Raw genomic sequence first — 24,834 nt, forward strand, 5'->3', positions numbered from 1 at the left:
TGCTGCTATGAAAATGGTGTTCCGCTGGTTTGGAGAGGGAAATGATACGGTCACTCTGAAGCAAATTAAGCAAATTCCCGGTGTTGAAGGCATCGTCTGGGCCCTGCATGATGTTCCTGCCGGGGAAGAATGGCCGATGGACAAAATCCAGAAGATCAAAGCTGAGGCTGATCAGGCTGGTTTGCATATGCAGGTTGTGGAAAGCGTCAACATTCATGAAGACATTAAATTAGGACTTCCAAGCCGCGATACCTACATCGCTAATTATAAAAAAACGATTGCCACATTAGCGCAAGTTGGTGTCAAAGTCATTTGCTACAATTTCATGCCGGTTTTCGATTGGGTACGGACGGATTTATATAAGGAGCTGGAAGACGGCTCAACGGCATTATTTTATGAAAAAAGTAAAATCGCTAACCTCGACCTTGCTGAGCATGTTGGCCGGATCAATGCAAACCCCGATTTCAGCATGCCGGGCTGGGAGCCAGAGCGACTCGCGCATTTAACGGAGCTTTTCGAGGCTTATCAAGGTGTCAGCGAAGAACATCTCTGGGCCAACCTCAAGTATTTCTTGGATGAAGTCATCCCCGTAGCTGCTGAGCACGGAATTCGAATGGCCATACACCCCGACGATCCACCTTGGTCCGTATTTGGATTACCGAGGTTGATGACAAGCCAGGCGAATATCCGCCGCTTTTTAGCGCTGCATGACAGCCCTCATAACGGGCTAACGATGTGCAGTGGATCACTCGGTGCGAATCCGAGTAACGATATCGTCTCGATCGTGCATGAATTCGCGGATCGGATTCCTTTTGCCCACCTTCGGAATGTTCGCGTGTATGAAAATGGTGATTTCATCGAAACCTCGCATCGTGCACAGGATGGCACGGTTGATATGTCCGGTATTGTGCAGGCCTTTCATCAAAACAATTATGAAGGCTTTTGTCGTCCGGATCATGGCCGGCACATCTGGGACGAGCGCTGCAGACCTGGATACGGGCTGTATGACCGTGCACTAGGGATTATGTATTTATGGGGACTTTGGGACATGCTGTGTCGCCAAGCAGTTACAACACAAAAAGGAGCTGTAGCAGAACATGAGCACATTAACTAATTTTCCATCTCTGCAAGGGAAAGTCGTCGTAATTACAGGAGGCGCCGGCGTACTATGCCGCGTGATGGCATTGGAATTAGCTAGGCAAGGCGCGCATGTTGCGATTTTGAATCGCACGCACGAGAAAGGCTTAGCTGTCGTTCAAGAAATTCAGGCTGCTGGAGGCAAAGCGATCGCCGTTGCCTGCGATGTCACCGTGGCTGAAAGTGTAGAAAAGGCAGCAGCTTCCGTGGTTGAACAGCTTGGCACCTGTGATATTTTAATTAATGGTGCGGGTGGCAACCATGCGAGCGCGAATACAACGAATGAGATTTTCAGGATGGAGGATGTGGCGAATCCGGATGTGCAGTCCTTTTATGATCTAAGCATTCCTGGCTTCCGCAACGTGCTTGATCTTAATTTCGTGGGTACATTAATTCCAACGCAAGTATTCACCAAGCATATGCACGGCAAAACCGGTGCAACGGTGATCAACATCTCATCCATGAGCGCACCTTCTCCCATGACGAAAGTTCCTGCCTACAGCGCTGCCAAAGCAGCTATCGACAACTTCACGAAATGGTTAGCTGTTCATTTAGCGGAAAGCGGCATTCGTGTAAATGCTATTGCGCCGGGGTTCTTTTTGACTGAGCAGAATACGAAATTGTTATTGAAGGAAGACGGTTCCCTGACAGAACGCTCTCATAAAATCATTGCCCATACCCCGATGCGCCGATTCGGCAAGCCGGAGGATTTGCTTGGCACCTTGCTGTGGCTGGCTGATTCTGACATGTCCCGCTTCGTAACAGGAACGACGATTCCCGTCGATGGCGGATTTATGGCTTATTCGGGCGTTTAGTTGGTTTCATTCCATTGGAAATTCTAACTACATGTTCTGATAAAGCTACCTATCGCCACTATCCCCTTCGCTCAGGTCAACAAGAGTTGAAGCATATCCTGAGCCAATGGGATAGTGCCTACAAGCTTTGGGGTAAAGTCCTCCCCCGCGCATTTTAAGAACACAAAAACCCCTTACGTCTCTCACCATCCCCCTCAAACTTTAGGAGGGTATCAGTTAATTAGACATAAGGGGTTCTTTATTATCTCTTATCCCTCATCCCGAATACAAACGATAATTCGCTCAATTTCTGCAGCTATCTCGGCAAGCTGGTCCTCGTAGTTTTCGCGCAGGAGAATCGTCGCTTGGAGTTCCACGGCTCTTGCATGCAGCACATCAGCCGACAGACTGCCAGCTACACCAATTAGCGTATGTGCGGCTCTTTTGGCAGCAGCCCAGTCGTCATCACGGTAATGCAGGCGAAGCTGCTCTACAAAATCACTATAATTTTTCTTGAATAACTGCAGCATGACGAGAAGAATACTTTCCTTGCCCTCTACTCGGGCCAAAGCTGCCTGCCAGTTTATCCCGGCCACGTCTTTGTAATAAGGAACGACTTCGGTCTGCTGTAACTCCCTGAAGCCATTCTCCGGCTCAATCCATTTATGAATGACACGAAACAGTCGCTTCACATCCAACGGTTTGCTTACCACATCGTTCATTCCCATACGGATGTACTCCTCTTGATCCTGTTTGACCACGTTGGCTGTAAGACCGATGATGGGCAGCTGGCTCCATCTCGGGTTCAGACGAAGAAGCCTCGTTGCTTCAACCCCATCCATGACAGGCATATGGATATCCATAAGAACCAGTGCAAAATCACTGGTTTCCAACTTATCTAACGCCTCTTGCCCATTGGTCGCTAGGGTTACCTTGTAGCCCCGTTCCTCGATAAGCTCCTTGGCTACCTGTTGATTGATTTCATTGTCCTCTACCAGTAGAATGTGTCCCCAAGTGTGCTCGCCGAGTGAATGATTGGTCAAGACCTCCAGGTCAACTGTTTCAGCATGATGCTTAGAATGGAATAAAAACCCTAACGTCTGATAAAGCTCTAATCGACTAATCGGCTTAACAAGTACAGCATCGGGTCTTTCACCCTCAGGGAAGGTGAGTAACTCTTCTTTCCCCATAGGTGAAGTGAGGCAGATAATACGTGTTCGAACTCGGTGGATGCTGTTCAGGAGTGTATGCCAAGTCTCAATGCCATACATATCTTCGCTTTCCATATCCAGGATAAGACAATCGTAGCTATCTTCGTCTTCCTCTTTTCCGCCAACCTCTTTAAACAAAATATCCCATGAAGGAACGGTCGTTACGATGAGAGCGAAAGATTCTAACGTATCCTGCAAGCTATTTCGCATGAGGGGATGATCCTCAACAACCAATACGCTGTAGGGTCTATGCCCTTCCCCAATAATATCCCATTCGTCGGGATCGTCCTGCTCGATTACTTGGAAAGGCAAGTCAAACGTGAAGTGGCTTCCATTTCCGACACTGCTCTCTGCTTTAAGTACACCGCCCATTAGACTAATCAAATGCTGGGAAATCGGCAGTCCTAGCCCAGTGCCGCCATACTCGCGACTCGTTGACCCATCTGCCTGAGAGAAGGGTTCAAATATGTACGAAAGCCGATCAGCCGAGATGCCAATCCCGGAGTCTTTGACACTAAATCGCAGCATAATATCTTCACTAAACGTCTGCGGACATAGCTCGATATGAAGCATCACATAGCCTGCGCTCGTGAATTTAATAGCATTGCTGCACAGATTAAGCAGTACTTGCTTTAGTCGAAGTGGATCACCCAGAAGTCGTTTAGGCAATTCAGCTGGTGTACTGAAAATAATTTCAATTTGGTGGCTTTTTGATAACACACTACATATGCTTGAAAGTTCCTTAATCAGCTCATCCAAATTAAAGCTTGTTCTTTCCACTTCTAATTTGCCCGCTTCGACTTTAGAGAAATCCAGTACATCATTAATGATGCCTAACAAGGTGTGCGAAGAGGAAGTAATATTCGTTAAGTAATCCTTCTGATGCTCAGTAAGCGATGTTTTCCCTAACAGCTGCGATAGCCCAATAATCCCATTCAAAGGTGTACGGATTTCATGGCTCATTTTCGCGATAAAATGACTCTTCGCTTGATTCGCTTGATCAGCCGCATGTCTCATCGCAGCTTCGGTAAAATCGTGAATGGAGCCAACGATGCCTTTCACATCCCCATCCGCATGATGATAGGCTGAAAGTGTGACACGATAGTCTCGCCTTCCCCCATCCGATGAAGGAATTGCGATTTCAAACCTCACATTATCGCCATTGCTCAACACTTCCTGAAAATACTGTTCCCAAAGCGCCTTCTCGGTAGCTGGCAAAAAAGCGGTCATGGGAAGACCCAGCATTTCCTCTGCTCTCGTTTGTGTAAGAAGGCAAGCCGCTTGATTCACAGACGTTATTTCACCTTCCGTTGTGAAACCGAGAATACCCTCCTGCGAATTCTCAACGAGAATCCGATTGCGCTCTTCACTTTCCTGAATGCGGCGTTCAGCCAAGGTTCTCTCTGTCACATCTGACGCCGAACCTATCACCTCAACCACTTGTTCTCCTTCAAATACAGGCTGTAAGGTTGTGAAAATGATTTTACCCTGGATATCCATCTCATAGGCAATTGTCTTTCCTGCATATGCCTCTTCATATTTCGATTGCAAGAAATGCGTAATGTCCTCCGTATAAAAAGGAATCGCATGCACATTCTTTTGGAAATAGTCTTCAGGCGTGTAGCCAAGTTGATGCAATAATTGACCATCAATAATGGTGTAAACCCATTTATTTTGTATTTTTTTTATTTTAAATGTTAGTCCGGACTGGAAACGCAAAATATCGGAAAGCTCTTGCTGCATATGCTGAACTTGATCTTTCAGCTCTTCGGATCTTAAAAAATAACGGAAGAGTCCGGCAACGAACATGCCCGCCCCTAAATGTAGAACTAAATTTGGAATAACAAGTTCTGTAGCAGGAAGCTTATAAATCAACACCATATCAACGAATAAAACGCTGACTGGACATAGTACGAGTAGTATCCATTTCTTCCAATAGTCTCGAACATAATGATGAACAAGTGCACAGCCTGTATAAATAATGAGTCCTAGAATGGATACGCGAACCAGCACCACAGGATCCATGATCGTGCGACCAATGATCATAATCAACGTCGTAATGAGCCCCGAAACGCCTCCGCCAATGAATGTCGCCATTAAGATTGCGATTGCTTTCAGATCTAGAATATGTCTCTCACTCACATGGACACCCAGAACGGCAAGCAGCATACCGAAAAGTCCGTGCGTAATTCCTACCCATAATTGAAACTTCCATCTAGCAATGGCCTTCAGTTTAGGAGAGTAAAAAATTTGAAAAGATATAAACACAAAAACAGCTACGATCGAAAAATTATTTAGTAGATCTTTCAACATCCTACCCACCCCATCGGATTGCTGCTTCGCCCATCTACTTCTATTATAGATGTCGAATAATGTATGGTCTATACGGCTTCATAATCAACGTGCTTGATGGCGGAAAACACTAAATCAATTATTTCCGCGCGAGCTTGATTAATGAAACCTAATGACGTTTGTTGTAGATTTTCGATGGATACACATGAGGTAAGCATAATTTTACTTGAGAAGACGTACATGGACAGCTCATAGTCAGAGGCCACATTTTTAATAACATCGCTGATGTTTGTTTTTTTATACGACTCCGGAAGTTCAATCGCATACATTAAATACAGCGGTTCCTGCCTTGTTTGTGTCATTTGGAAAATTTCTTTATACGAATTATTCACATGTGAACGCCAAAGAAAACCAAATTTATAGTGCGAATCTTCCTCCCACACTTTCTCAAACTGGGCTGTTAATTCGATAAACTGCTCACGATAATAATGGATTAAATTCATAGATGGCCCCTCGCAATTCCTATAGAAGTTCTTACATTACTTAGATCATACCTAGTAATTGTTGTGAAACTTCTATTTAGAATTTTAGGGAAGCATGTTTTTTGCTCATACTTCCCTAATGAATCGCGAATTGTAGGCAATCATTTAGCGACGCTCATCTAAAAATGTCATAACCTGGGCAATCCAGGCCTCATCGGCATCGGCTAGCATCGTTTGCCACCCCAGTGCTCTGGCAGGCACAAGGTTTTTCTCTTGATCATCGACAAACAAAACCACCGCTTGCTCATTGGGAAAATGCGTTCGAACAAGCTCATATACCTCTAGATTCGGTTTACAATATCCAACCTCGCTCGAGATCGTTGTACTTTTTAAGAAGGGACGAATAGGATCCAATAGATGGGACAGCCACTCGATACGATGATTGCTCAGTAAGTGAATATCGGCCAATTGACTCCATTTCTCCACATGCTGCATCGCAGTTAAAGGTAGCAATTGCTCAAGGATCCAAGTACGATCCACCTTGCTTTCAAGCTGTGGGAACAAGTCGTTTAACCATTGCCAGAAGCCCTCTTCCGTCATTTTACCGACCCACAAATCACCTTTAATTTCTTTAAAACGATGCGGCAAGCTGACCAAAGACGCGTCATCCGTGCCACTCGTAAACCCGCTCCAAGCTCGCGGTGAAAAATTCGTCACAAGCACACCAGCAACATCAAGTACTAATTGCGGTCTAGACATGGCTATCTACCACCTTTTTCACTAGAATTAGCGCTTCTGCAACGCAACCCACATCGATTTATTACGGAACTCCTCCTCGGAGCCAAGCTCTCTTCCGAACCAAGCCGGTGGTACAAACTGTTGTGCAGCCTGCAAATCAGGGAATTCAACTTCCACAACAAGCAGGTCAATTTGTTTATACTCATCGATTTCAAAAGTGAACCCATCCGCTTCGAGCGTCGTCCGAATTTTCTCTAACGGAATCAACCCAGTACGCTCCAGCAGCTGTTTATAGATGGGCTCAGTAATGCTGTACTCTACTTCTTCGCGAACCATCCCATGCCCTGACTTGAAGGTATGTGTAAAATGCGATTCTCCTGAGCTATCTACAAGCTGGCGTACACGAATCTCTTGATCATCAGAAAAGGCCAAATATGTTTGATAAATGTATTGCTTTGACACTTGTTTCAGTTCGTTATTCGCTAGTTCAGCTTCAGGAAATGCAGGCAATAAATACTTTCTCTCAATTTCGGCACCCATAATTCGGTTAGCCCCTCTCTATTTGTTCATTGTTCGAAAACGAACCGGTGAAATCTCGTTCCATACTCGAAACATTGTACCAAAATGAAACTCATCTGCAAATCCACAAGCATCCGCAATCGCCTTCATGGGCTCATCCGTCATTAGTAGCATCGTCTTCGCCTGCTCATTCCGAATCTTATTGAGATAGGCTTTAGGCAAGACACCGATGTGTTTAATAAACATTTTACGCAATTGACGGTGATCATGAGCGAGTTCGGCGCGGCTGGGTCGCTTAGTGAAGGAGATTTATCGATCTGAACGATGAGGAAAAGGGACTCAGCCTAGTGGCTGGGTCCCTTTTTTAAAACTACCGACTATTTATGTAGGATATCGTCCTTCAACGTAGACACTTTCGCCAGCACTTGATTAATCTCGTCTGTCCCTACCTGAAAATGAGCAAGCGCGTCATGCAAATGTGTGGCAATCGCCGCAAAATGATTTTCCTGCAAATTCATGCCCGCATGTGCTTTGGCCATCGATGCCCCCGTGTACTGATTCGGGCCCCCTAATGCAAAGCTGAAAAATTTAGCTTGATGTCTGCGCTGCTTCTCCATGTCCGTCTTTTCAAAAAAGTGATTGACTGTATCATCCGCTAATACCAGCTCGTAGAAGTAATCCACCACTGCCGTAATGGCCGCTTCCCCGCCTAGCTTTTCGTATAACGTTGCTCCACTCACCATGTAAGCCTCCTTTTATCTTTTCATATCTGGTTATATTACCCAAAAGTATGCATGATCTATTCCTCCCTATTTTCCTCACCATATTACTCTTTCACGCATTTTATATAGAGAAGCTAAATAGAAACGAGGTGATCGATATGGCTTGTGCGGCTTGTTTGAAAGCTGTTCGTCAACCAGATCTCGTTTTAATTCGTTGGACAAGAGTTGGTTCTGCGCGTAGAATTACCTCTTTCCGAGTGATCGGCAGTTCTCAGCCTTGCACAAATACATTAAGAACGAACGGATTGCTAATTACAGCGTTGAACTGTTTTTTAGACGATTTTAAAATTGTGTATCAAAAGAGAACAACAGCGACAAGTGGGTATTTGTTGTTGCAGCGGTTTCGGAACGTCTGATTTAAAAAAGAGACCTAGCCGATGGGCTGGGTCTCCTACATTTTCCCATTTTTCTCAAACTAATTTCCAACTGCTCCGTTCCCATACACATTTCCAGTTACCGTTGGTGGAGTCGTTGGCGGAATAATGATGACCGGCGGCTGCGTCTGGTTAGCAGGGATTTTCACAGGTGTATTGGGTGTCTCTATCGTGTCTTTATTATCGTTCCCATACTGATACGCTCTATAAAGCATTGCCGCTGCTTGCGCTCTTGTAATCGGTTGTTGCGCACGAAACGTCTCATCTGGGAATCCGGATACGAGTTTGCCCTCGACCGCTAATGCAACGTAATCTTTCGCATAGTCAGAAATGCTTTGGTAGTCTGTAAACATCGCTTCGATAATGCTTAGATCTGCAAACCGAGTTTTATCATATCCCTTAAGTTTCACAATGGCTACGGCAATATCCTCGCGCAAAGCAGGCGCATCAGGATCATAAATGATTCTGCCGTTTGGTAGCGAATAGCCGCTTAGGTAGTCTTTTGCTGCTTCGATATAAGGTGTAAACCAGTCACTTGGCTTGATATCTGTAAATGACGTCGATGCCACATTGGTTGGCTGTAATCCTGCAGCGAGAACCATGATTTTGGCGAACTCAGCCCTGGTTACTACCTTATCGGGTCTAAATTTCCCATCTGGATAGCCGCTCAACACTTGTCTTGCATTCAAATCACTAATGGCTGAGAATGCCCAATGTTGATTATCTACATCCGAGAATAGGGAAGCTGCGACCTTATTATAGTTTGGATCAATATCACTGCCGTATTTTGAAGCATCCGTTTTAGTTGGCGAATTTTGTTTTGGCGGGGTTGATGGTTTTGGCGTTGGTTTCGGTGATGAGGCCGATTTAGAATCACCTTTCGTAACGATCACATCTGAACCGACGATCCACTGATACCCATTAGTTGAAGTTGGGGCAATAAGCTGATAGTTAACGCCTGCTACTACAGCATCTGGATTGTCTACTCGAAAATAGAATCCTGTATCATAGACATTATCTTTTCCGACACTGCGACCAGTGCTGAATCCTCCATGAACAACTGCAAAAACATCTGCATAGCCTTGAGCTCTTAAAATGAAAATGCTGCCTGCTTGATTCTTAAACGCAACATCTTCCCCTTCTATGGTTTCTTCCGTTGAAACGATAAAAGTCACATCCGCACTGCTGATATCAGGTACGATTCGTGGGTCACCTTTCCATAATGCCCTAGTAATATGAACGGTGTCTAGCGTTGAACCTTGAGCGTAGGTCGTGTTGAACAGAAAAATAATACTTACAATAAGTGCAATGAGTATTCTTGTGCTTTTTATCCGTGTTAGCAAGATCTCGTCCTCTCCTTCTGAAAAGTATGCTAGATACAACATTTCGCCTTAATACATAGTAATTTAAGACTAGGTCGAAAGCCTCGCCAATCTCATTTATATCACAGCTTGTATAATATTGGAAGGCTTTAAGTTTGCAAATCTATCGTCCATTTCCCGTACCAAAACCCCACTTTGTATTTAATAATTACAGTATCATGTAAAGTTTCTTTAGTTAAACCCGTTTTCAATCCAGCTATAATTACGTTGGAAAGGAGATGCCACACGTTAAAATGTAAACGCTTCATTTATTCACTGATTATTGAGAGGGGAATGCCATATATGAGAAAAGTACTTATGCGAAGAGTTGTCTCCATCCTGCTTGCAGCGGCTTTATTACTACCATCGAGCTTACTTACTCCGATAGCGAAAGCTGCGACTGAGACGACCACGATTTATCACGAAACCTTTGCGAACGGACAAGGATTAGCGAAAAAAGCGGGCGATGCTACGCTAGCGACAGTCACTGACAAAACGTTTACAGGCAATGATGACGGAAAAGCAATTTACATAAGCAATAGAGTGAACAACTGGGACGGGGCAGATTTTAAATTCAGTGACATCGGTCTTGAAAATGGTAAAACCTACACGGTAACTGCAACCGTCTATGTAGACGCTGATGTAGTTGTCCCTAGCGGTGCACAGGCTGGTTTTCAAACTGTTAACGGCTATCAAAATACGATCTACGTCAATTATGAAGCTGGTAAATCGCTCACTTTGACTAAGGAATTTACCGTTGATACGAGCAAGGACAGCGCGCTGCGCATTAATTCCAACACTGGCGGAGCAGGTGTGCCGTTCTACATCGGAGATATCCTCGTTACTGCCAAGCAAACCACGGAAACGACTATTAGAGAGGTGTATCACGAATCTTTCGCGAACGGTCAAGGATTAGCGAAGAAAGCAGGCGAAGCTGTTCTCGCACCGGTCACTAGCACAACTTTTACAGGCAATACGGATGGAAAAGCTTTATATGTAAGCGGCCGAGTGAACAACTGGGACGGGATTGATTTTAAATTTAGTGACATCGGTCTTGAAAATGGTAAAACGTATACGGTAACTGCTACCGTCTATGTTGACGCTGATGTAACGATCCCTAGCGGCGCGCAAGCTGGGTTCCAAACTGTAAACGGTTACCAGAATACGGTTTATGTGAATTATGAAGCCGGCAAAGCGCTCACTTTGACCAAGGAATTTACCGTCGATACGAGCAAGGACAGCGCGCTGCGCATTAATTCCAACACGAACGGGGCAAGTGTTCCGTTCTATCTCGGAGATATCCTCGTTACGGAAAAAGTGGCTTCCGGCCCTGTCGTTGAGACACCTAGACAACCGGCTGTGGACCTCTCCACTATTACGTTTGAGGATCAAACAAAAGGCGGATTTACAGGCAGAAAAGGTACGGAAACACTTACTGTCATCCATGATGCCAACCATACCGACAGCGGATCATACGCGTTGAAGGTAGAAGGTCGAGCAGACACTTGGCATGGACCTTCCTTGCGGGTTGAGAAATATGTGGACAAGGGCTATGAATATAAAATTACAGCCTGGGTCAAGCTGATCTCGCCAGGCAGCTCGCAACTCCAGCTATCCACGCAAGTTGGCAATACGAGCGCAAGCTATAATACCCTAGACAAAAAAGCAATCAGCACCGAAGACGGTTGGGTTAAATTTGAAGGTACCTACCGTTACAACACGGTACCCGATGAGTATTTGACCATCTATATAGAAAGCTCCAACAACAAAGAGGCCTCCTTCTATATTGACGATATTAGTTTTGTAGAAAGCTCACCGCCAATCGCGGTTCAAAAGGATCTAACTCCGATTAAAAATGCTTATCAGAACGACTTCTTGATCGGAAACGCGGTATCAGCGGCAGATATGGAAGGCGTACGACTTGATCTTCTCAAGCTGCATAACAATGTCGTCACCGCAGAAAATGCGATGAAACCAGATCAGGCTTATAATGCGAATAAGCAATTTGACTTTACCGCAGAGGATGCACTTGTTACAAAAATACAGGCAGCTGGACTTAAACTTCATGGGCACGTGCTCATCTGGCATCAGCAAACACCTACATGGCTGAGTACGACAGCTGAGTCACTTCCACTCGGACGCGTTGAAGCGCTCGCCAATATGAAGAGCCATATCACAACGGTCATGGAACATTACGCTGACAAGGTGATCTCTTGGGATGTCGTCAACGAAGCGATGAACGATAATCCTGCTAACCCTACCAATTGGACATCGGCCCTTCGCCAATCCGCATGGAAGGCTGCTATCGGAGATGACTACGTGGAGCAGGCGTTCTTAATGGCAAGAGAAGTGCTGGACAATCATCCAACTTGGAATATCAAGCTCTACTACAATGATTATAACGAAGACAATCAGAATAAAGCTCAGGCTATATACAGCATGGTTAAAGAAATCAATGATAAGTATGCGCTGACACACCCTGGCAAGCTTCTTATCGATGGCGTCGGCATGCAAGCGCACTATAATCTGCACACGAAACCAGAGAACGTTAAACTGTCGCTTGAAAAGTTTATTTCTCTAAACGTAGAAGTGAGTATCTCCGAGCTCGACATTACGGCCGGCAGCAACTCACAACTCTCAGCAAAAGATGCTAATGCTCAAGCTGCGTTGTATGCTGAAATATTCAAGATTTTTAAAGCTCACGCCACGCATATTGAACGCATTACCTTCTGGGGATTAAACGATGCTACGAGCTGGAGAGCCGACAATAATCCGCAGTTGTTTGATCGAAATCTGCAGGCAAAACCGGCCTACTACGGCGTAATTGCCCCAGATACTTTCTTAGCAGAACAACCTTATGAACCAGCACCTGAAGCCAATCGTTCAACTGCCAAATTTGCTACACCTTCCATTGATGGATTAGCTGATGACGCAGCTTGGAGTCAGACAGCTGAAATGCCGATCAACCGCTATCAACTTGCGTGGCAAGGAGCTAGTGGCGTTGCAAAAGCATTATGGGATGATCATAACCTCTACGTGCTGATCCAGGTCAGTGACAGGGAACTTGATAAAACCAGCGTTAATGCCTACGAACAAGACTCCGTCGAAATTTTCTTGGACGAAAACAATGGCAAAACAGCGTCCTATGAAGGCGATGATGGGCAATACCGAATTAACTTTGACAACGAAACATCATCCAATCCGGCAAGTCTAGCATCAGGTATTGAATCCAAAACCCAAATTTCTGGAACAAATTACACGGTTGAAGTGAAGATTCCGTTGAAATTTGTAACGGGAGCTAACAACAGAATGCTTGGTTTTGATGTACAGATCAATGATGCCAAAGCAGGCGCTCGTCAAAGCGTTTCCGCATGGAACGATACGACGGGTACTGGCTTTCAGGACACATCCGTTTACGGCGTGCTTACCCTCACCGGCAAAGCCGATGATTCAGGCAGCAATGTCGGCAGTGTCCCCGCTATCATCCAACCAGAGAACGTGAAGAACGCCGACGGCTCGATTACGATCAAGCCTGAGATGAAAACCGACAATGGTCGCACAGTAGCTGTGATATCCAGCGACAATTTGAAAAAGGCGCTTGAGCAAGCCGCTCCTTCACCAAGCGGTAAGAAACAAGTCGTCATCGAAATACCGAAGCAAGCCGCAGGCACTTCGTATGATGTGCAATTGCCAGCGCAAAGCTTGAATAGTCAAGAAATCTTCGAGTTTTCCTTACGAACCGCTGAGGCTTCGCTCCAAATTCCGAGCAACATGCTGTCCAATGTGACGGAAAACACTGAGCAAGTGTCCCTTCGTGTAGGCAAGGCATCTACAGACAACTTGGATGCAGCGACCCGAGAGAAAATCGGTAATCGTCCTGTGATCGAGCTGACTGTCGCAGCTGGCGATAAAGTCCTTGCTTGGAACAACCCAAATGCGCCCGTTACGGTAGCCATTCCTTACACTCCGACTGCGGAAGAGCTTAGCGATCCGGATCATATCGTCATTTGGTATATTGATGGTCAAGGCAACGCAACAGCGATTCCGAACGCTCGCTATGATGCGGCAAGTGGATCTATTGTTTTCCAAACGACCCATTTCAGCACCTATGCAGTTGCTTCTGTATTCAAGACATTCGCTGACCTGCAGAACGTGACATGGGCTAAAAAAGCCATAGACACGATGGCATCTCGCGATGTCATCCAAGGCACAGCGGAGAACAGCTTCTCGCCTGAAGCTACTATTAAGAGAGCTGACTTCATAACGCTGCTAATCCGAGCGCTTGAATTGCATAGTGATAGCACCAATGTTACAATGTTCAGCGATGTCTCCACAACCTCTTACTATTATAAGGAGCTGGCTATCGCAAAGGCACTTGGTATCTCTGCTGGCTTTGAAGACAATACATTCAAGCCAAACGACAATATTTCCCGTCAAGATATGATGGTACTGGCGACACGCGCACTGAAGGCAGCTGGCAAGACGGTTGAAGCCAGCGGAACCCTAGATGCATATCCAGATGCGGCGAGTGTATCCAGCTACGCGAAAGACAGCGCTGCAGCGCTGGTGAAATCTGGCATCGTGAACGGCAAGAATGACAAGCTAGCGCCGAATGATCTCCTCACGCGTGCTGAGGCGACGGTTATTTTGTACCGGATTTGGAATCAGTAATCATTGCACGAAAAGCCAAGCCCCTTGCGTTAAGGGCTTGGCTTTTTTTCTGACATCAAATCATTGCTCAGTTACTTCAACAGCTTCCTCAACCCAACCGCCGGCTCCTCCACTGGGAAATATTCCAGTCCCACATGCCCTGTAAATCCAGCCTCATCAATGGCTCGGAAAATCTGTTCGTAGTTCAACTCACCATTGTCGAGCTCATGTCTGCCAGGATTGCCAGCTGCATGAAAATGGCCGATCAAAGCGATATTCTCACGAATGTTGGCGATGACATTGCCTTCAGTGATTTGTTGATGGTAAATATCAAACAACACTTGTACGAAAGGGCTTCCAACTTGCTTCACAATGTCGAAAGCTTCCTCCGATGATGCTAAAAAATACCCTTTGTGATTCACCCGCGTATTCAACGGCTCAATCAACAGCGTAATTCCCTCTTTTTCCAAAAGCGGCGCACAAGCTCGCAACCCATCAATCAAAGACGCTGTTTGTGCCTCACGCGAAACGCCTTCCAGCTCTTGTCCTACTTGCGTAATCAGCTGGCTGCAATTTAAGCGCTTCGCGACTGCAATTGATTCAGTGAGTCCCTCTAGGTAGACACTGCGCTGATCTGGATCAACCAAACTCGTGAATTTGGTACAAAATGTCGCAATCGAAACCCCTGCTGCTGCGACGGCATCCGCAACCGCATCGATATCCTTTTGCCACCAGGACCAGAATTCAATCGTATCGTAACCGATCGCCTTCAACTCATTTACACTTTCACGAAAATCACGCCCTTTATAGAGCGCATCCAAACAAACGGAGAGCTTCATCCCTATCCCTCTTTCCATTCTGATCTTTCCCCATTGTATGGTAAAATGAAGCAAATGCCTATACGAAATTAATGCTAGGAGCCATTTTTATGATACGTACACTTGCCGTCACGACTGATTACGCTGTGATTCATGATCTTCCTCTTGAAGAACTATCCTCCCCAACGATTCGTTGGTACTGGGTTGATTTTTATAATCCCGATGAAAAAGAAGCCTCTACGCTGAAGGATCATTTTCACTTTCATCCACTCGCGATTGAGGACTGCTTTCATTTTATGCAGCGACCAAAAATCGATCATTATCAAAATGTTCATTTCTTTGTCATGCACGCCATTAATGCGAAGACATTGGATGCGGAAGAAGTCGATATGTTCCTCGGGAGCAACTATATTGTTACGTTCCATTTGCATGAATCCAGAGAAATCGAAGATGCCTGGACTCGGATATCGAATCAAGAAAGCTTGCGAAATCAAGGTCAAATTTATGCTGCCTATCTCATTTTAGATAATCTGGTTGATCAATATTTCCCTAGTGTGTATCAGATTGAAGATGAACTTGATGATATCGAAAACAATATGAACGCCGAGGCCATTGATGCGTTGATGAATCAGGTTTTTGAAATTCGCTCCCAACTGTTGAAGCTACGCCGAACCATCGTTCCGATGCGTGACCTGCTGTATCGGATTATTAGTACGGACCGGATCGAACAGGTGCGCGAGCATCTCGTCTTTTTCACGGATATTCATGACCATCTGCTTAAGCTTTCTGAAATGATTGATTCGAACCGCGAGATTACCGCGGATATTCGCGACAGCTATATCTCGCTGAATTCCAATCGGATGAATACGATTATGAAAACGTTGACGGTTATTACGACGATATTCATGCCTTTAACGTTTATCGCTGGTCTCTATGGAATGAATTTTGCCTATATGCCTGAGCTTGAATGGCACTGGGGGTATTTTGCCGTTCTCATTATCATGATTGGCATTGGTTTAGGCATGTTTGCTTGGTTTCAGAAAAAGGGCTGGTTTAAGTAACTCCTGTTTCAAATAGACAATGTGGAGTGCGGAAAGGAGGAGCTTGGGTTGCACAACGTTCAAGTGGAACAACCCACGGCGAGCTATGCCGTCGATATCTTTACCAATCGTTTTCTAGCGTCCTATCCCGTTCATTGTGAATTTCGCACCGTGCCGCTCGAACAGCACATGCTGCATTCGCATAATGGGTATGAAATTTATCTCGTGCTGCAAGGAACCGGCTCCTATATTGTTGGGGATCGCGCCTATCCACTGCATGCTGGCAGCCTTACGATCATCCATCCGAATGTGATCCATCGGCCGTTCCATGGGCACAGCAAAGAATTTCATCGGTATGTTCTTACGATAGATGAGTCATATTTGGAGCAATTGCATGCGCTTTGCCAGTTATCCGATTTGTCGATTCCTCGACTCCTTTCCGAGCGCCATCCGGATTCGAGCCATTATTTCCTGAGCACGCAGCAGCTGGATCGGGTTCAAACGATTTTAGCCGCGCTGACCCATAGCTTAGCTGTGCGTGAACGAACCTATGAGTTAGCGGTGCTCCAGCATATCGCTGACTTGTTTCTTTTTTCTCTTCAATTGCAAAATGAGACCATTTCCCTAAACACGGCTGACCAACATATCGTTGGCGACGTACTTTCCTATTTAATAGCGCACCATCAGGAGCCTGTGCACATCGAGGATCTGGTGAACCGCTTTCCGGTATCTCGCTCGCAGCTCTTTACGTTATTTAAAGATACGACAGGCACAACGATTAAGCAGTTCTTGATTGAATATCGGCTTAATAAGGCGAAGCGATTGCTGATGGAGTCAGAGCTAGCGGTGACGGATATTTGCGCAGCTGTCGGGTTCGGAGATATGTCCCATTTCTTTCATGTTTTTAAAAAGGAAACCGGCCTGACACCGAAGCAGTTTCGGGCCCAGGCATTTAAACGGAAATGAGAAAGAGCTGTAAGGGGACTCCCCCTACAGCTCTTCGTTTTTCCTAGCTGCGCCAGCTAGCTGGATATCATGAAAGCAACACCGTTGGCGCAATCATCTGCGCTACTAGTTCCTTCGGCAATTGCGCGCGGTTATTGCGGTAGAAATCCGCTGTCTTCCCTGGGGCAAGCGGCAGCGTGATCGACATCTGAGTATCTCCTTCACCCATTGTAGATGTCACAGAACTTGCCTCTAACTGAATATCCACAGCCGGCAGCTGCTCCGAATGACCAAGTGATAGGGCAAATACCCATACCGCTTTGTGCAGCGCGTGAAAATCAAATGCCTGCTCCTCGCCCTCATAGATGACATAGTCCAAATGCAGCGCCTCTTCGCTTCGCTTCGAAGAAAGCTTCAGCGCACCATAGTCTGCCGCTTCGAAGACAGCGCCAACTTGCAGCCGAGTCGCTCCGAGCATCGTCCTGAAGCCTCTTCCCTCTTGGACCGTCGGCAAGTCCAGCTCCCTCACATCGCCGCCGATCAAAAACCGAATCCGCAAATCGCTCGCACGGAATCTGCCATTGATCAGATCCAGCTCCTGATGCCATCCGCCATTATCTAGCGCCAAATTAAAACCAAACAATGCCGTATCGCGTGACTGAACGCCTGTATAAATCGCTGAGCAGAAGTCTTTGCCATCTTTTAAAAATTGCAACTGAACAAACGCTTTATGACCTTCCGCATCTACAAAGCCCAACAGATTACGCCGTTGATTCCACATACTGCCGGTCGTGTAGCTGCCGAGGGAGATTCCTTCATTTTGATACGTCGTCGCATAGTTTTGATAACCTGTCTCCGATGCCATCATCGTCGGCTCACTGAAATAACGTTCGTCATTTGAGCTAAAATAACGATGATATTTCTCCGGGCAACGGATCGCTGTAGGATCTTCGGTAAGCGCATTTCCCAGGAAATTTATTTCCCGATCCCTCATCATAGTCGAATACGTTCTACTGTAAGGGCCGCCCCATTCCTTCGTTGCAGGATGATAATGTTTGGCGATCATATGCCAAGCGATATCTAGCAGCTTTTCTGCAAGTGAAACAGCCTCATCTGTCGTTGATTCTTGAAAAATGCTATGCAGCTCATCAATCGCAATCGGCGTATAGCATGGGCTGTTGTACTCCGAAAACGTGCCAATTCCTGCCGTGTAGTCATAGAAACGTTTCAAGCGCTGCTCGCCATAGCTTTGTAGCTGGCTATCACCTAGCAGTTCACCACCAACCAAGGTAACAAACGCGCCCATAATCGCAATGTTCGTATAATGCGGTCCCACATTTCGGACAACGATCGCTTGACAGGCGTGGTAAATCGCTTCACGAATCTGTTCGAGCAAAGCCTCAGGAAGAGACGCTGCGTAATTTTTTAAGATAAGAACCAGTTTCTTTCCATGGAAATCCGCCATATTCCAGTCAGGACGATCCATTTCATCCAATGATTCTTCATAAAAGTAGGGCCAAATGCCATAGGATGCGCGCGATGAATCCTTATCTTGCCGCTTGATGACAACCTCGAGGGTTTCAGTCGCTCTTTGGACGTTGTCCTGACCGCCAACTTGCAACAGATTATAGGCATAGCACACCGATGTATACAATTCGTACACGAAAGGATGCGTATCCGGTTTAAGTGCCGTATGATAGGTCGATGTTAACGGATTTCGAATTAATTTGATGTCTTTATCGTACTTTAGTTCGTAGGCCTGAAGAGCAGCCAAAAGATTCTCCTTGCTCATATCTTATTTCTCCTCTCGCAAAGCCTCAGCTAACAGCATCAGCACTAAGCCTTGACCATATAACGTTGGATAGGTTGAGATATCATCTTGATAAGCTTGTATGCTTGGCATCACTGGCGTTCCGCCTGAAACTCCCTCGACGACGCCGTCCTCTTTGATGTAGGGAAGAACTGCGGTTAGCACGCGCTCTATGCTCGCAGCAGTTTGCTCCGAGGAAGCAAGCAAGCCCAACTCGATGCTACGTATCAATCCATAGGCAATCCCTGCACTTCCAGATACTTCCCTATAAAATTCAGGGTGATCCATCACCGTACTCCATAACCCATCGGCTTGCTGATAAGCCAGCAAACCGTTCATGAGACGGCCATATCGTTCCTTCAGCTCTGATGGAATTTCAACCAGTCCTGCAATCTCCTCCACGATCATCGGAATGCCTGCGGCAATCCATCCATTCGCTCTCGTCCAGCGTGCAGATGACATATGATCACCTGATCCGCAATTCCAGCCGTGGAATAACACATCGGTCTGCTCATCCTGCAGCAATCGCAGGTGAATGAGTACCTGTTGCAATGCTTCTTCGGCATAAACCTTGTTGCTCGTGAGTGCTGCCGTGCGGGCTAGGAATAGCACCGCCATAAAAATCGTATCCGCCCACACCTGCTCAGCGAATGCCACATTTTCCGTCACCGTATGCTCGAATGCATTCTCGCGGGTCCGAGGCGTATCCTTAATTAGCCATTCTGCTATACGCGTCGCTTCCTCACGGAACCATGGATCCTCAGTATCACGATATAGCGCTGGAAAAATTGCAAAAGGTGCAATCGAATTAATGACATTCGTACCTTTTGCTTTCTCAATATTTTGTTGAACCCATGTTTTCAAATAGGCCAGAACCTCAGGTTTATTTGCCGCTTCGTAATACTCCAACATCGCAATGACGCCAACACCAGGTACCCAATCCCAGTGGTTAATATCCATTCCCCATTCGCCCGTATGATCCTCTATCATTTTTTGCCATACTTTTTCCGCATTTGCTTGGTACGTTGCCTTCATCGCCTTAGCAGCTCCTTTGTTGTGAAAAGATTACCTTAAAGGTAGCATCATTCACGCGGGAGTGGCTTGGGCTTCTGTCTTAAAAATATGGGGAATCGTCCAGAAATGCAAGGGAAATCTGAAATGTGCAGGCACAAAAAAGGACCCCAGCCAACGGGGCCGGGGTCTAAAGTTTATATTAAAAAAGGGGGGTCTTGTTTATTATAATACCCAATCTATGTTAGAGCTGTGTAACGGGAATGTTCCAATTGTGTTACAAAAAAACAAATCCTATGTATCACGCTTTGTTAAGCGTTTTTTGTGCATACTATGTATGGAAATCGAAGGAATAGGAGTAAACAAAACGTGAACATGGATGAACACATTGTGGAACACATCAAAAAACAAGCTGCGTCTTTAAACAGCTCCGATGATTTGGATGTGCTAATCGAGGCAATCGGCGATAAGAAGTACGTACTGCTTGGCGAAGCCACGCACGGCACTTCCGAATTTTATAAGCTGCGTATGGAATTAAGCCGTAAGTTGATTGAAACAAAAGGCTTCTCCTTTATTGCCGTTGAGGGGGACTGGCCTTCCTGCTACGAGGTTAACCGCTATGTGAAGCAGTATACGGATGCGAAGCCAAGCTCCCACGAGGTGCTTGAAGCGTTTAATCGCTGGCCAACGTGGATGTGGGCGAATGAAGAAGTCGGGGAATTAATCGATTGGTTAAAAAAGCACAATGAAAATCTACCCATGGAGCAGCGCGTCGGCTTTTACGGACTCGACGTATATAGCTTATGGGAGTCCTTGGATGAAATCGAGCGGTATTTGCAGGAAAAAGGCACACCTGAACAGTTAGCGCTAGCTCGCAAAGCTTTTGAGTGCTTCGACTCCTACGAAAAAGAGGGGCAAAATTACGGCGTTTCCGCAGCTTTCTATGGCGAAAGCTGTAAGGACGACGTCGTGAAGCTGCTGAAGGCGCTTCACGCCAAACGCGTTCGGTACGACGAGGACAGCGAAGCTGCCCTCAGTGCGGAATTGAACGCGCTTGCTGTTGTGAATGCTGAGGATTACTACAGCACCATGGTCAGACACGATGCGGAATCGTGGAACGTCCGCGACCACCATATGGTCGAGGCGCTTCGCCGCCTCGTGGAACACCACGGCCCAGACGCCAAAGTCATCGTCTGGGAGCACAACACGCACATCGGCGATGCGCGTGCAACCGATATGCTGGCCGACGGCATGGTCAACGTCGGCCAGCTGGTGCGCGAAGCGCACGGCGAAGCCGATGTGTTCGCCATCGGCTTCGGCACTTACCGCGGCACGGTCATTGCCGCGAAATCTTGGGGCGCGCCGGTGGCGACGATGCAAGTGCCCGCTGCCCAGCCGGGCAGCTGGGAGGAGCTCATGCATCGCGCTGGCGCGCATGATCAGATCCTCCTGCTGCACCAGGAGGATCCGCTGCTCGGGCACGAGGTGCTGAAGCACCGTGCCATCGGTGTCGTGTACCGCCCTAGCTATGAGCGAGGGAACTATGTTCCCTCGGTGATGGCGCGGCGGTACGACGCTTTTGTGCATGTGGACGAAAGCCATGCGCTTCGTCCATTAGCCATAGAAAAAGTGCTTGTGTGAAATCACACAAGCACTTTTCTCTTAGAACTTCAACGGCAACGTCGAAAGCTCAATCTCTCCCGTTCTCACACTCATCGAAATGGTCCGGCTGAAATGCCCGCCAAATTCAGCTGTCCTCGCTCTCACATTCAAACTTCGCAGCATGTTTTGAACTTGTTCTAAATTCCTGCTGCCGATTTGAAAGGAATCTCCCTTGCGCGAGATCGCTCCGCCATACAGATGAATTCGGAGATTTTCCTTCAGGCAGCCGTATTTCTCCACCATTTTACGGATCAAAAGAGGAACACCTGTCGTAGCAAAATGCCCAGGGCGCTTGCTTTCGTCAGTCTCAGAATAGGGCTTTGGCAGAACGATATGAATGATGCCTGCGACTTTTTTATAAGGGCAGTAGACAGCTACCGCCACACATGATGAAAGACCGTGAGTCACAATCATTTCTGCTTCATTATTCGAGCAAATCCATTCTCCGAGTCCAACTACCCTGTTCATCTTATCTCTCCGATCCTATTATGGCTTGATCCAGCTTATTTATATTTGAATGCTTCTACAGCACTATACAATTTCTCAGCGAGAGAGGACAATTCTTGTGAGGCTGCCGCGGTTTCTTCCGAAGCAGCAGCTGCTTGTTCGCTGATCGAAGCGACGGATTCAATCGTGTACAACACTTCAGATGCTCTGGTTGATTGTCCTATACTCGTCTCCGCAATTTCGCTGACTTTATTGGAAGTTTCATCTACTTTAAGTACGATGCTATCGAAAGAGTGTCGCGTTTGTGCGAATTGCAGCACACCGTCACTAACCGCTCGGACGCACTTGGAAGTACTTTCCTGCATCCCATTAATAATGCCTTCAATTTGCTTCGTCGCTTCCCCGCTTCGTTCTGCCAATTTGCGTACTTCATCCGCCACAACCGCGAATCCACGCCCCTGCTCACCAGCCCGTGCTGCTTCAATCGCTGCATTCAAAGCAAGCAAATTGGTTTGCTCCGCAATATCGTTGATAACCTCAATGATCGCACCGATTTGCTTGGAATCACTTTCGAGCAGCGTCATCTGCTGATTCACTTGTTCCATTTTAGTAATGGAAAGGTTAATAATCTCAGTTCCTTCTTTGGCGATGCCCACCGCTTCTTGCGTAAGATCCTTGGCATCTTCTGCGCTGGAAGCAACTTGCTTGATCGAATGATCGAGACTTTCGAATAAATCTGTCATTTTACGCGCGCGATCCGCCTGATCCACGCTTCCCTTGGCAACTTCATCTGTGCTTGCTGTAATTTCTTCAGCGGATGATGCGACACTTTCGGATGCTAAATGTACTTGTTGCACCGTTGTTGAAAGGGAATCCAACATGTCATTCATATGCACAGCGAGCAAACCCAGCTCGTCCTTTGACTTCAACTCGATGCGTGGTCTCAAATCGCCCTGAGCAAGCTCCTTCACGATATCCGTAATATATACAATAGGGCGAGTCATGCGATTGGCAAAATAATACGTAGCGACTAGCGCCAATAAAGTAACAATCACAGCAGTTAGGATTGTCGTTCTCATCATTTTCGTAATCGGCGCCAAAAGCTCTTTCTCTGGAACCGACATCTGAACAACGAAGTTATTTTTCGTAGCGCTGGAAAAACCAATTTTTTTCACGCCATTAAACGTATAAGAATAGCTAATGTTTTTTCCGCTTTTAGCAGACTCAAATGCGCTTACTACCTCAGGAACGTTCAAATCGTAAACGGTCTTTTTCATGACAAGCGACGGATCTGGATGGCTAAAAATCATACCTTTGCTGTCAACCAAAACCGCGTACCCGGTATCACCGATTTTTGCTTCGCTAACACTTTTGGTAGCTGCATTAATCTCCGCGCCCGCTGCATAGAAGCCAAACGCCTTGCCGTCTTTCATAAGCGGAACCGCAAAAGTAATAATCAACTTCGATGGATCATTCGTTGATGTGACAGGATCTCCAATCACGGATTTTCCTTCCGCTACCAGCTTTATGTAAGGCCGAGTGGAAGCATCCAGCTTCTGCCCGGTATTGGTTACCGCATTTTTACCGGAAATATCTAGCGAATAGGCCAACCCTGTAAATTCAGGATTTCCCTTTGCAAAAGAGACGGCAAACTGCTGCTGTGCCTCCGCATCCGTTCCAAGATCTTTCCCCATGCTAGCAGCAGCTTCAAGTCTTGCAAGCTTCTTCTGCAGTTCCTCGTCCATTTTCGCAGTTACAACCCCTGCTCGTAGGGCAATTTCTTTATCGATCTGTTCTTGAAATAATGACGAATTCGGGATGAATAATGCAATTGACATGGAAGCAACGATAACAACAGCAATGAGAAGCGTTGTAAAAGTAAGCCGGGTGGCTAGCTTTTGAAATGTGAAGAGCTTTGAAATTCCTTTTGTAAAGTTCATATGTTTTTGCATCCCTTCATGGGACCCCCTTAAAAAATGTTCGTAGTCCTTCCTACTTCGAAAATCATACACGTTAAATATTAGATCCATACAAGAAAATGATTAATGTTTCCATGCAGACGCTAATACATTGCTAATATTTTGTTCCATCGATCTAGGCAAAATGAAAGCAAAAAGGAGAGCATGGGCTCTCCTTCTCGCTTTTACTATCTGCATAGCCTCTAGCCACGACGAATTAAACGTGAATTAATCCAATCTTTCAGCCTCGTTAGTAATTTGGTGGGAATAACTGCCAACATCATTTGGTTCAAGTTTGATTTGCCTGCTTGCAAAGAAGATGACGGCTCAATGGTTCCATTTGCTTCAAGTGCGCCTGTTTCTCCAGTTTCGGCCGTAACTCCTGTAGCTCCAGTAGTTCCTGTAGCTCCCGTTGCTCCTGTCGCCCCTGCGTCACCTGTTGCTCCTGTTGCTCCAACCGGTGCTATCTGACTCATAGAAAATTCGATTTTCATTTTTTTATCTGTGTACAGTTCAATTTCAAATTCTTTGACCTGAGTCCAATCAATATCTGCTAAATAACTCTCAAGTAAGGATGTTCTTTGCGGTATGCCATCGCCAATATTCGATTTAAGTTTGAGTTCTGTATGATTAAAGTACTCGATATTAATTTTTCTGATATTTTTAATATCCATCGTTTCTACTAAATTTAGTAGCTGAGCAAGTTTACTCATAATCCCAGCACCTCCCTTTCATACATCTTATGTATGTCTACCATTTTTGTTTGGACATCTATATAGATGATAGAATAATAACTTTATCCA

The 24,834-nt window shown here is 46.1% G+C and carries 20 protein-coding genes; 7 read left to right on the top strand and 13 right to left on the bottom strand.

Annotated elements, in window-relative coordinates; translation table 11 throughout:
* The first annotated feature begins 7 nt into the window (after positions 1-7).
* Together uxuA and AC58UX_RS25485 are read left to right on the top strand one after the other, a co-directional pair.
* The gene (gene uxuA, locus AC58UX_RS25480; RefSeq protein WP_497257951.1) at positions 8-1,114 is read left to right on the top strand and encodes a mannonate dehydratase; all 1,107 of its coding nucleotides are present in this window, start codon (positions 8-10) and stop codon (positions 1,112-1,114) included.
* The gene (locus AC58UX_RS25485; protein ID WP_497257953.1) at positions 1,098-1,952 is read left to right on the top strand and encodes an SDR family oxidoreductase; all 855 of its coding nucleotides are present in this window, start codon (positions 1,098-1,100) and stop codon (positions 1,950-1,952) included. Before uxuA ends, AC58UX_RS25485 begins: the two co-directional genes overlap by 17 nt.
* 248 nt (positions 1,953-2,200) lie before the next feature.
* On the opposite strand, the gene AC58UX_RS25490 is transcribed toward AC58UX_RS25485, so the two are convergent.
* From AC58UX_RS25490 to AC58UX_RS25515, 6 genes are all read right to left on the bottom strand, one after another.
* Positions 2,201-5,452, bottom strand: coding sequence for a response regulator (locus AC58UX_RS25490; RefSeq protein WP_497257955.1), 3,252 nt, complete (start codon positions 5,450-5,452; stop codon positions 2,201-2,203).
* 71 nt (positions 5,453-5,523) lie between these two features.
* Positions 5,524-5,937 (bottom strand): hypothetical protein, encoded by a 414-nt coding sequence (locus AC58UX_RS25495; protein ID WP_497257957.1) that lies wholly within the window; start codon positions 5,935-5,937, stop codon positions 5,524-5,526.
* Positions 5,938-6,081: 144 nt separating this feature from the next.
* Entirely contained in the window at positions 6,082-6,675 is a 594-nt protein-coding gene (locus tag AC58UX_RS25500) for an HAD family hydrolase (RefSeq protein ID WP_497257959.1), read from the bottom strand.
* Positions 6,676-6,702: 27 nt separating this feature from the next.
* Positions 6,703-7,194 carry a CYTH domain-containing protein gene (locus tag AC58UX_RS25505; RefSeq protein ID WP_497257961.1) on the bottom strand — a complete coding sequence of 164 codons (492 nt, stop codon included), beginning with the start codon at positions 7,192-7,194 and terminating at the stop codon, positions 6,703-6,705.
* Positions 7,195-7,212: 18 nt separating this feature from the next.
* Entirely contained in the window at positions 7,213-7,482 is a 270-nt protein-coding gene (locus AC58UX_RS25510) for a helix-turn-helix transcriptional regulator (protein WP_497258320.1), read from the bottom strand.
* 68 nt (positions 7,483-7,550) lie between these two features.
* Positions 7,551-7,913 (bottom strand): group I truncated hemoglobin, encoded by a 363-nt coding sequence (locus AC58UX_RS25515; RefSeq protein ID WP_497257963.1) that lies wholly within the window; start codon positions 7,911-7,913, stop codon positions 7,551-7,553.
* 140 nt (positions 7,914-8,053) lie between these two features.
* On the opposite strand from AC58UX_RS25515, the gene AC58UX_RS25520 reads away from it, so the two are divergent.
* On the top strand, positions 8,054-8,311 hold the full coding sequence (locus tag AC58UX_RS25520) for a hypothetical protein (RefSeq protein ID WP_497257965.1): 258 nt from the start codon (positions 8,054-8,056) through the stop codon (positions 8,309-8,311).
* A gap of 59 nt (positions 8,312-8,370) precedes the next feature.
* Here AC58UX_RS25520 and AC58UX_RS25525 read toward each other — a convergent pair whose 3' ends face one another.
* Complete coding sequence (locus AC58UX_RS25525) at positions 8,371-9,672, bottom strand: S-layer homology domain-containing protein (protein ID WP_497257967.1); 1,302 nt, start codon at positions 9,670-9,672, stop codon at positions 8,371-8,373.
* Positions 9,673-9,993: 321 nt separating this feature from the next.
* Here AC58UX_RS25525 and AC58UX_RS25530 point away from each other — a divergent pair, with 321 nt between their 5' ends.
* Entirely contained in the window at positions 9,994-14,361 is a 4,368-nt protein-coding gene (locus AC58UX_RS25530; RefSeq protein WP_497257969.1) for an endo-1,4-beta-xylanase, read from the top strand.
* Between the two features lie 71 nt (positions 14,362-14,432).
* Here the strand turns inward: AC58UX_RS25530 and AC58UX_RS25535 are convergent, their stop codons facing one another.
* Positions 14,433-15,197: a hydroxypyruvate isomerase family protein gene (locus AC58UX_RS25535; RefSeq protein ID WP_497257971.1), complete on the bottom strand. Its 765-nt coding sequence runs from the start codon at positions 15,195-15,197 to the stop codon at positions 14,433-14,435.
* 71 nt (positions 15,198-15,268) lie between these two features.
* Between AC58UX_RS25535 and corA the strand changes: the two genes are divergently transcribed.
* Both corA and AC58UX_RS25545 read left to right on the top strand, forming a co-directional pair.
* Positions 15,269-16,219 carry a magnesium/cobalt transporter CorA gene (gene corA, locus AC58UX_RS25540; RefSeq protein WP_497257973.1) on the top strand — a complete coding sequence of 317 codons (951 nt, stop codon included), beginning with the start codon at positions 15,269-15,271 and terminating at the stop codon, positions 16,217-16,219.
* Positions 16,220-16,267: 48 nt separating this feature from the next.
* Positions 16,268-17,164: a helix-turn-helix transcriptional regulator gene (locus AC58UX_RS25545; RefSeq protein WP_497257975.1), complete on the top strand. Its 897-nt coding sequence runs from the start codon at positions 16,268-16,270 to the stop codon at positions 17,162-17,164.
* 67 nt (positions 17,165-17,231) lie between these two features.
* Here AC58UX_RS25545 and AC58UX_RS25550 read toward each other — a convergent pair whose 3' ends face one another.
* Both AC58UX_RS25550 and AC58UX_RS25555 read right to left on the bottom strand, forming a co-directional pair.
* A complete protein-coding gene (locus AC58UX_RS25550) occupies positions 17,232-18,935 on the bottom strand; it encodes a DUF8769 domain-containing protein (RefSeq protein ID WP_497257977.1) in 1,704 nt (567 codons plus the stop codon).
* 3 nt (positions 18,936-18,938) lie between these two features.
* Positions 18,939-19,988: a glycoside hydrolase family 88/105 protein gene (locus tag AC58UX_RS25555; RefSeq protein ID WP_497257979.1), complete on the bottom strand. Its 1,050-nt coding sequence runs from the start codon at positions 19,986-19,988 to the stop codon at positions 18,939-18,941.
* Positions 19,989-20,297: 309 nt separating this feature from the next.
* On the opposite strand from AC58UX_RS25555, the gene AC58UX_RS25560 reads away from it, so the two are divergent.
* Complete coding sequence (locus AC58UX_RS25560) at positions 20,298-21,605, top strand: erythromycin esterase family protein (protein ID WP_497258322.1); 1,308 nt, start codon at positions 20,298-20,300, stop codon at positions 21,603-21,605.
* Between the two features lie 21 nt (positions 21,606-21,626).
* Here AC58UX_RS25560 and AC58UX_RS25565 read toward each other — a convergent pair whose 3' ends face one another.
* The 3 genes from AC58UX_RS25565 to AC58UX_RS25575 form a co-directional block, all read right to left on the bottom strand.
* Complete coding sequence (locus AC58UX_RS25565; RefSeq protein ID WP_497257981.1) at positions 21,627-22,094, bottom strand: hypothetical protein; 468 nt, start codon at positions 22,092-22,094, stop codon at positions 21,627-21,629.
* Between the two features lie 35 nt (positions 22,095-22,129).
* The gene (locus tag AC58UX_RS25570) at positions 22,130-24,025 is read right to left on the bottom strand and encodes a methyl-accepting chemotaxis protein (protein ID WP_497257983.1); all 1,896 of its coding nucleotides are present in this window, start codon (positions 24,023-24,025) and stop codon (positions 22,130-22,132) included.
* A gap of 209 nt (positions 24,026-24,234) precedes the next feature.
* Entirely contained in the window at positions 24,235-24,744 is a 510-nt protein-coding gene (locus AC58UX_RS25575; protein ID WP_497257985.1) for a hypothetical protein, read from the bottom strand.
* Between the last annotated feature and the right edge of the window lie 90 nt (positions 24,745-24,834).

It is taken from the genome of Paenibacillus sp. J22P90, from assembly GCF_059692195.1.

Coding starts and splice junctions, on each gene's coding strand:
- AC58UX_RS25560 (WP_497258322.1), top strand. CDS start 20,298: ATGTATGGAAATCGAAGGAATAGGAGTAAACAAAACGTGAACATGGAT.
- corA (WP_497257973.1), top strand. CDS start 15,269: ATGATACGTACACTTGCCGTCACGACTGATTACGCTGTGATTCATGAT.
- uxuA (WP_497257951.1), top strand. CDS start 8: ATGAAAATGGTGTTCCGCTGGTTTGGAGAGGGAAATGATACGGTCACT.
- AC58UX_RS25575 (WP_497257985.1), bottom strand. CDS start 24,744: ATGAGTAAACTTGCTCAGCTACTAAATTTAGTAGAAACGATGGATATT.
- AC58UX_RS25495 (WP_497257957.1), bottom strand. CDS start 5,937: ATGAATTTAATCCATTATTATCGTGAGCAGTTTATCGAATTAACAGCC.
- AC58UX_RS25565 (WP_497257981.1), bottom strand. CDS start 22,094: ATGAACAGGGTAGTTGGACTCGGAGAATGGATTTGCTCGAATAATGAA.
- AC58UX_RS25530 (WP_497257969.1), top strand. CDS start 9,994: ATGAGAAAAGTACTTATGCGAAGAGTTGTCTCCATCCTGCTTGCAGCG.
- AC58UX_RS25570 (WP_497257983.1), bottom strand. CDS start 24,025: ATGCAAAAACATATGAACTTTACAAAAGGAATTTCAAAGCTCTTCACA.
- AC58UX_RS25485 (WP_497257953.1), top strand. CDS start 1,098: ATGAGCACATTAACTAATTTTCCATCTCTGCAAGGGAAAGTCGTCGTA.
- AC58UX_RS25555 (WP_497257979.1), bottom strand. CDS start 19,988: ATGAAGGCAACGTACCAAGCAAATGCGGAAAAAGTATGGCAAAAAATG.
- AC58UX_RS25520 (WP_497257965.1), top strand. CDS start 8,054: ATGGCTTGTGCGGCTTGTTTGAAAGCTGTTCGTCAACCAGATCTCGTT.
- AC58UX_RS25505 (WP_497257961.1), bottom strand. CDS start 7,194: ATGGGTGCCGAAATTGAGAGAAAGTATTTATTGCCTGCATTTCCTGAA.
- AC58UX_RS25535 (WP_497257971.1), bottom strand. CDS start 15,197: ATGGAAAGAGGGATAGGGATGAAGCTCTCCGTTTGTTTGGATGCGCTC.
- AC58UX_RS25500 (WP_497257959.1), bottom strand. CDS start 6,675: ATGTCTAGACCGCAATTAGTACTTGATGTTGCTGGTGTGCTTGTGACG.
- AC58UX_RS25550 (WP_497257977.1), bottom strand. CDS start 18,935: ATGAGCAAGGAGAATCTTTTGGCTGCTCTTCAGGCCTACGAACTAAAG.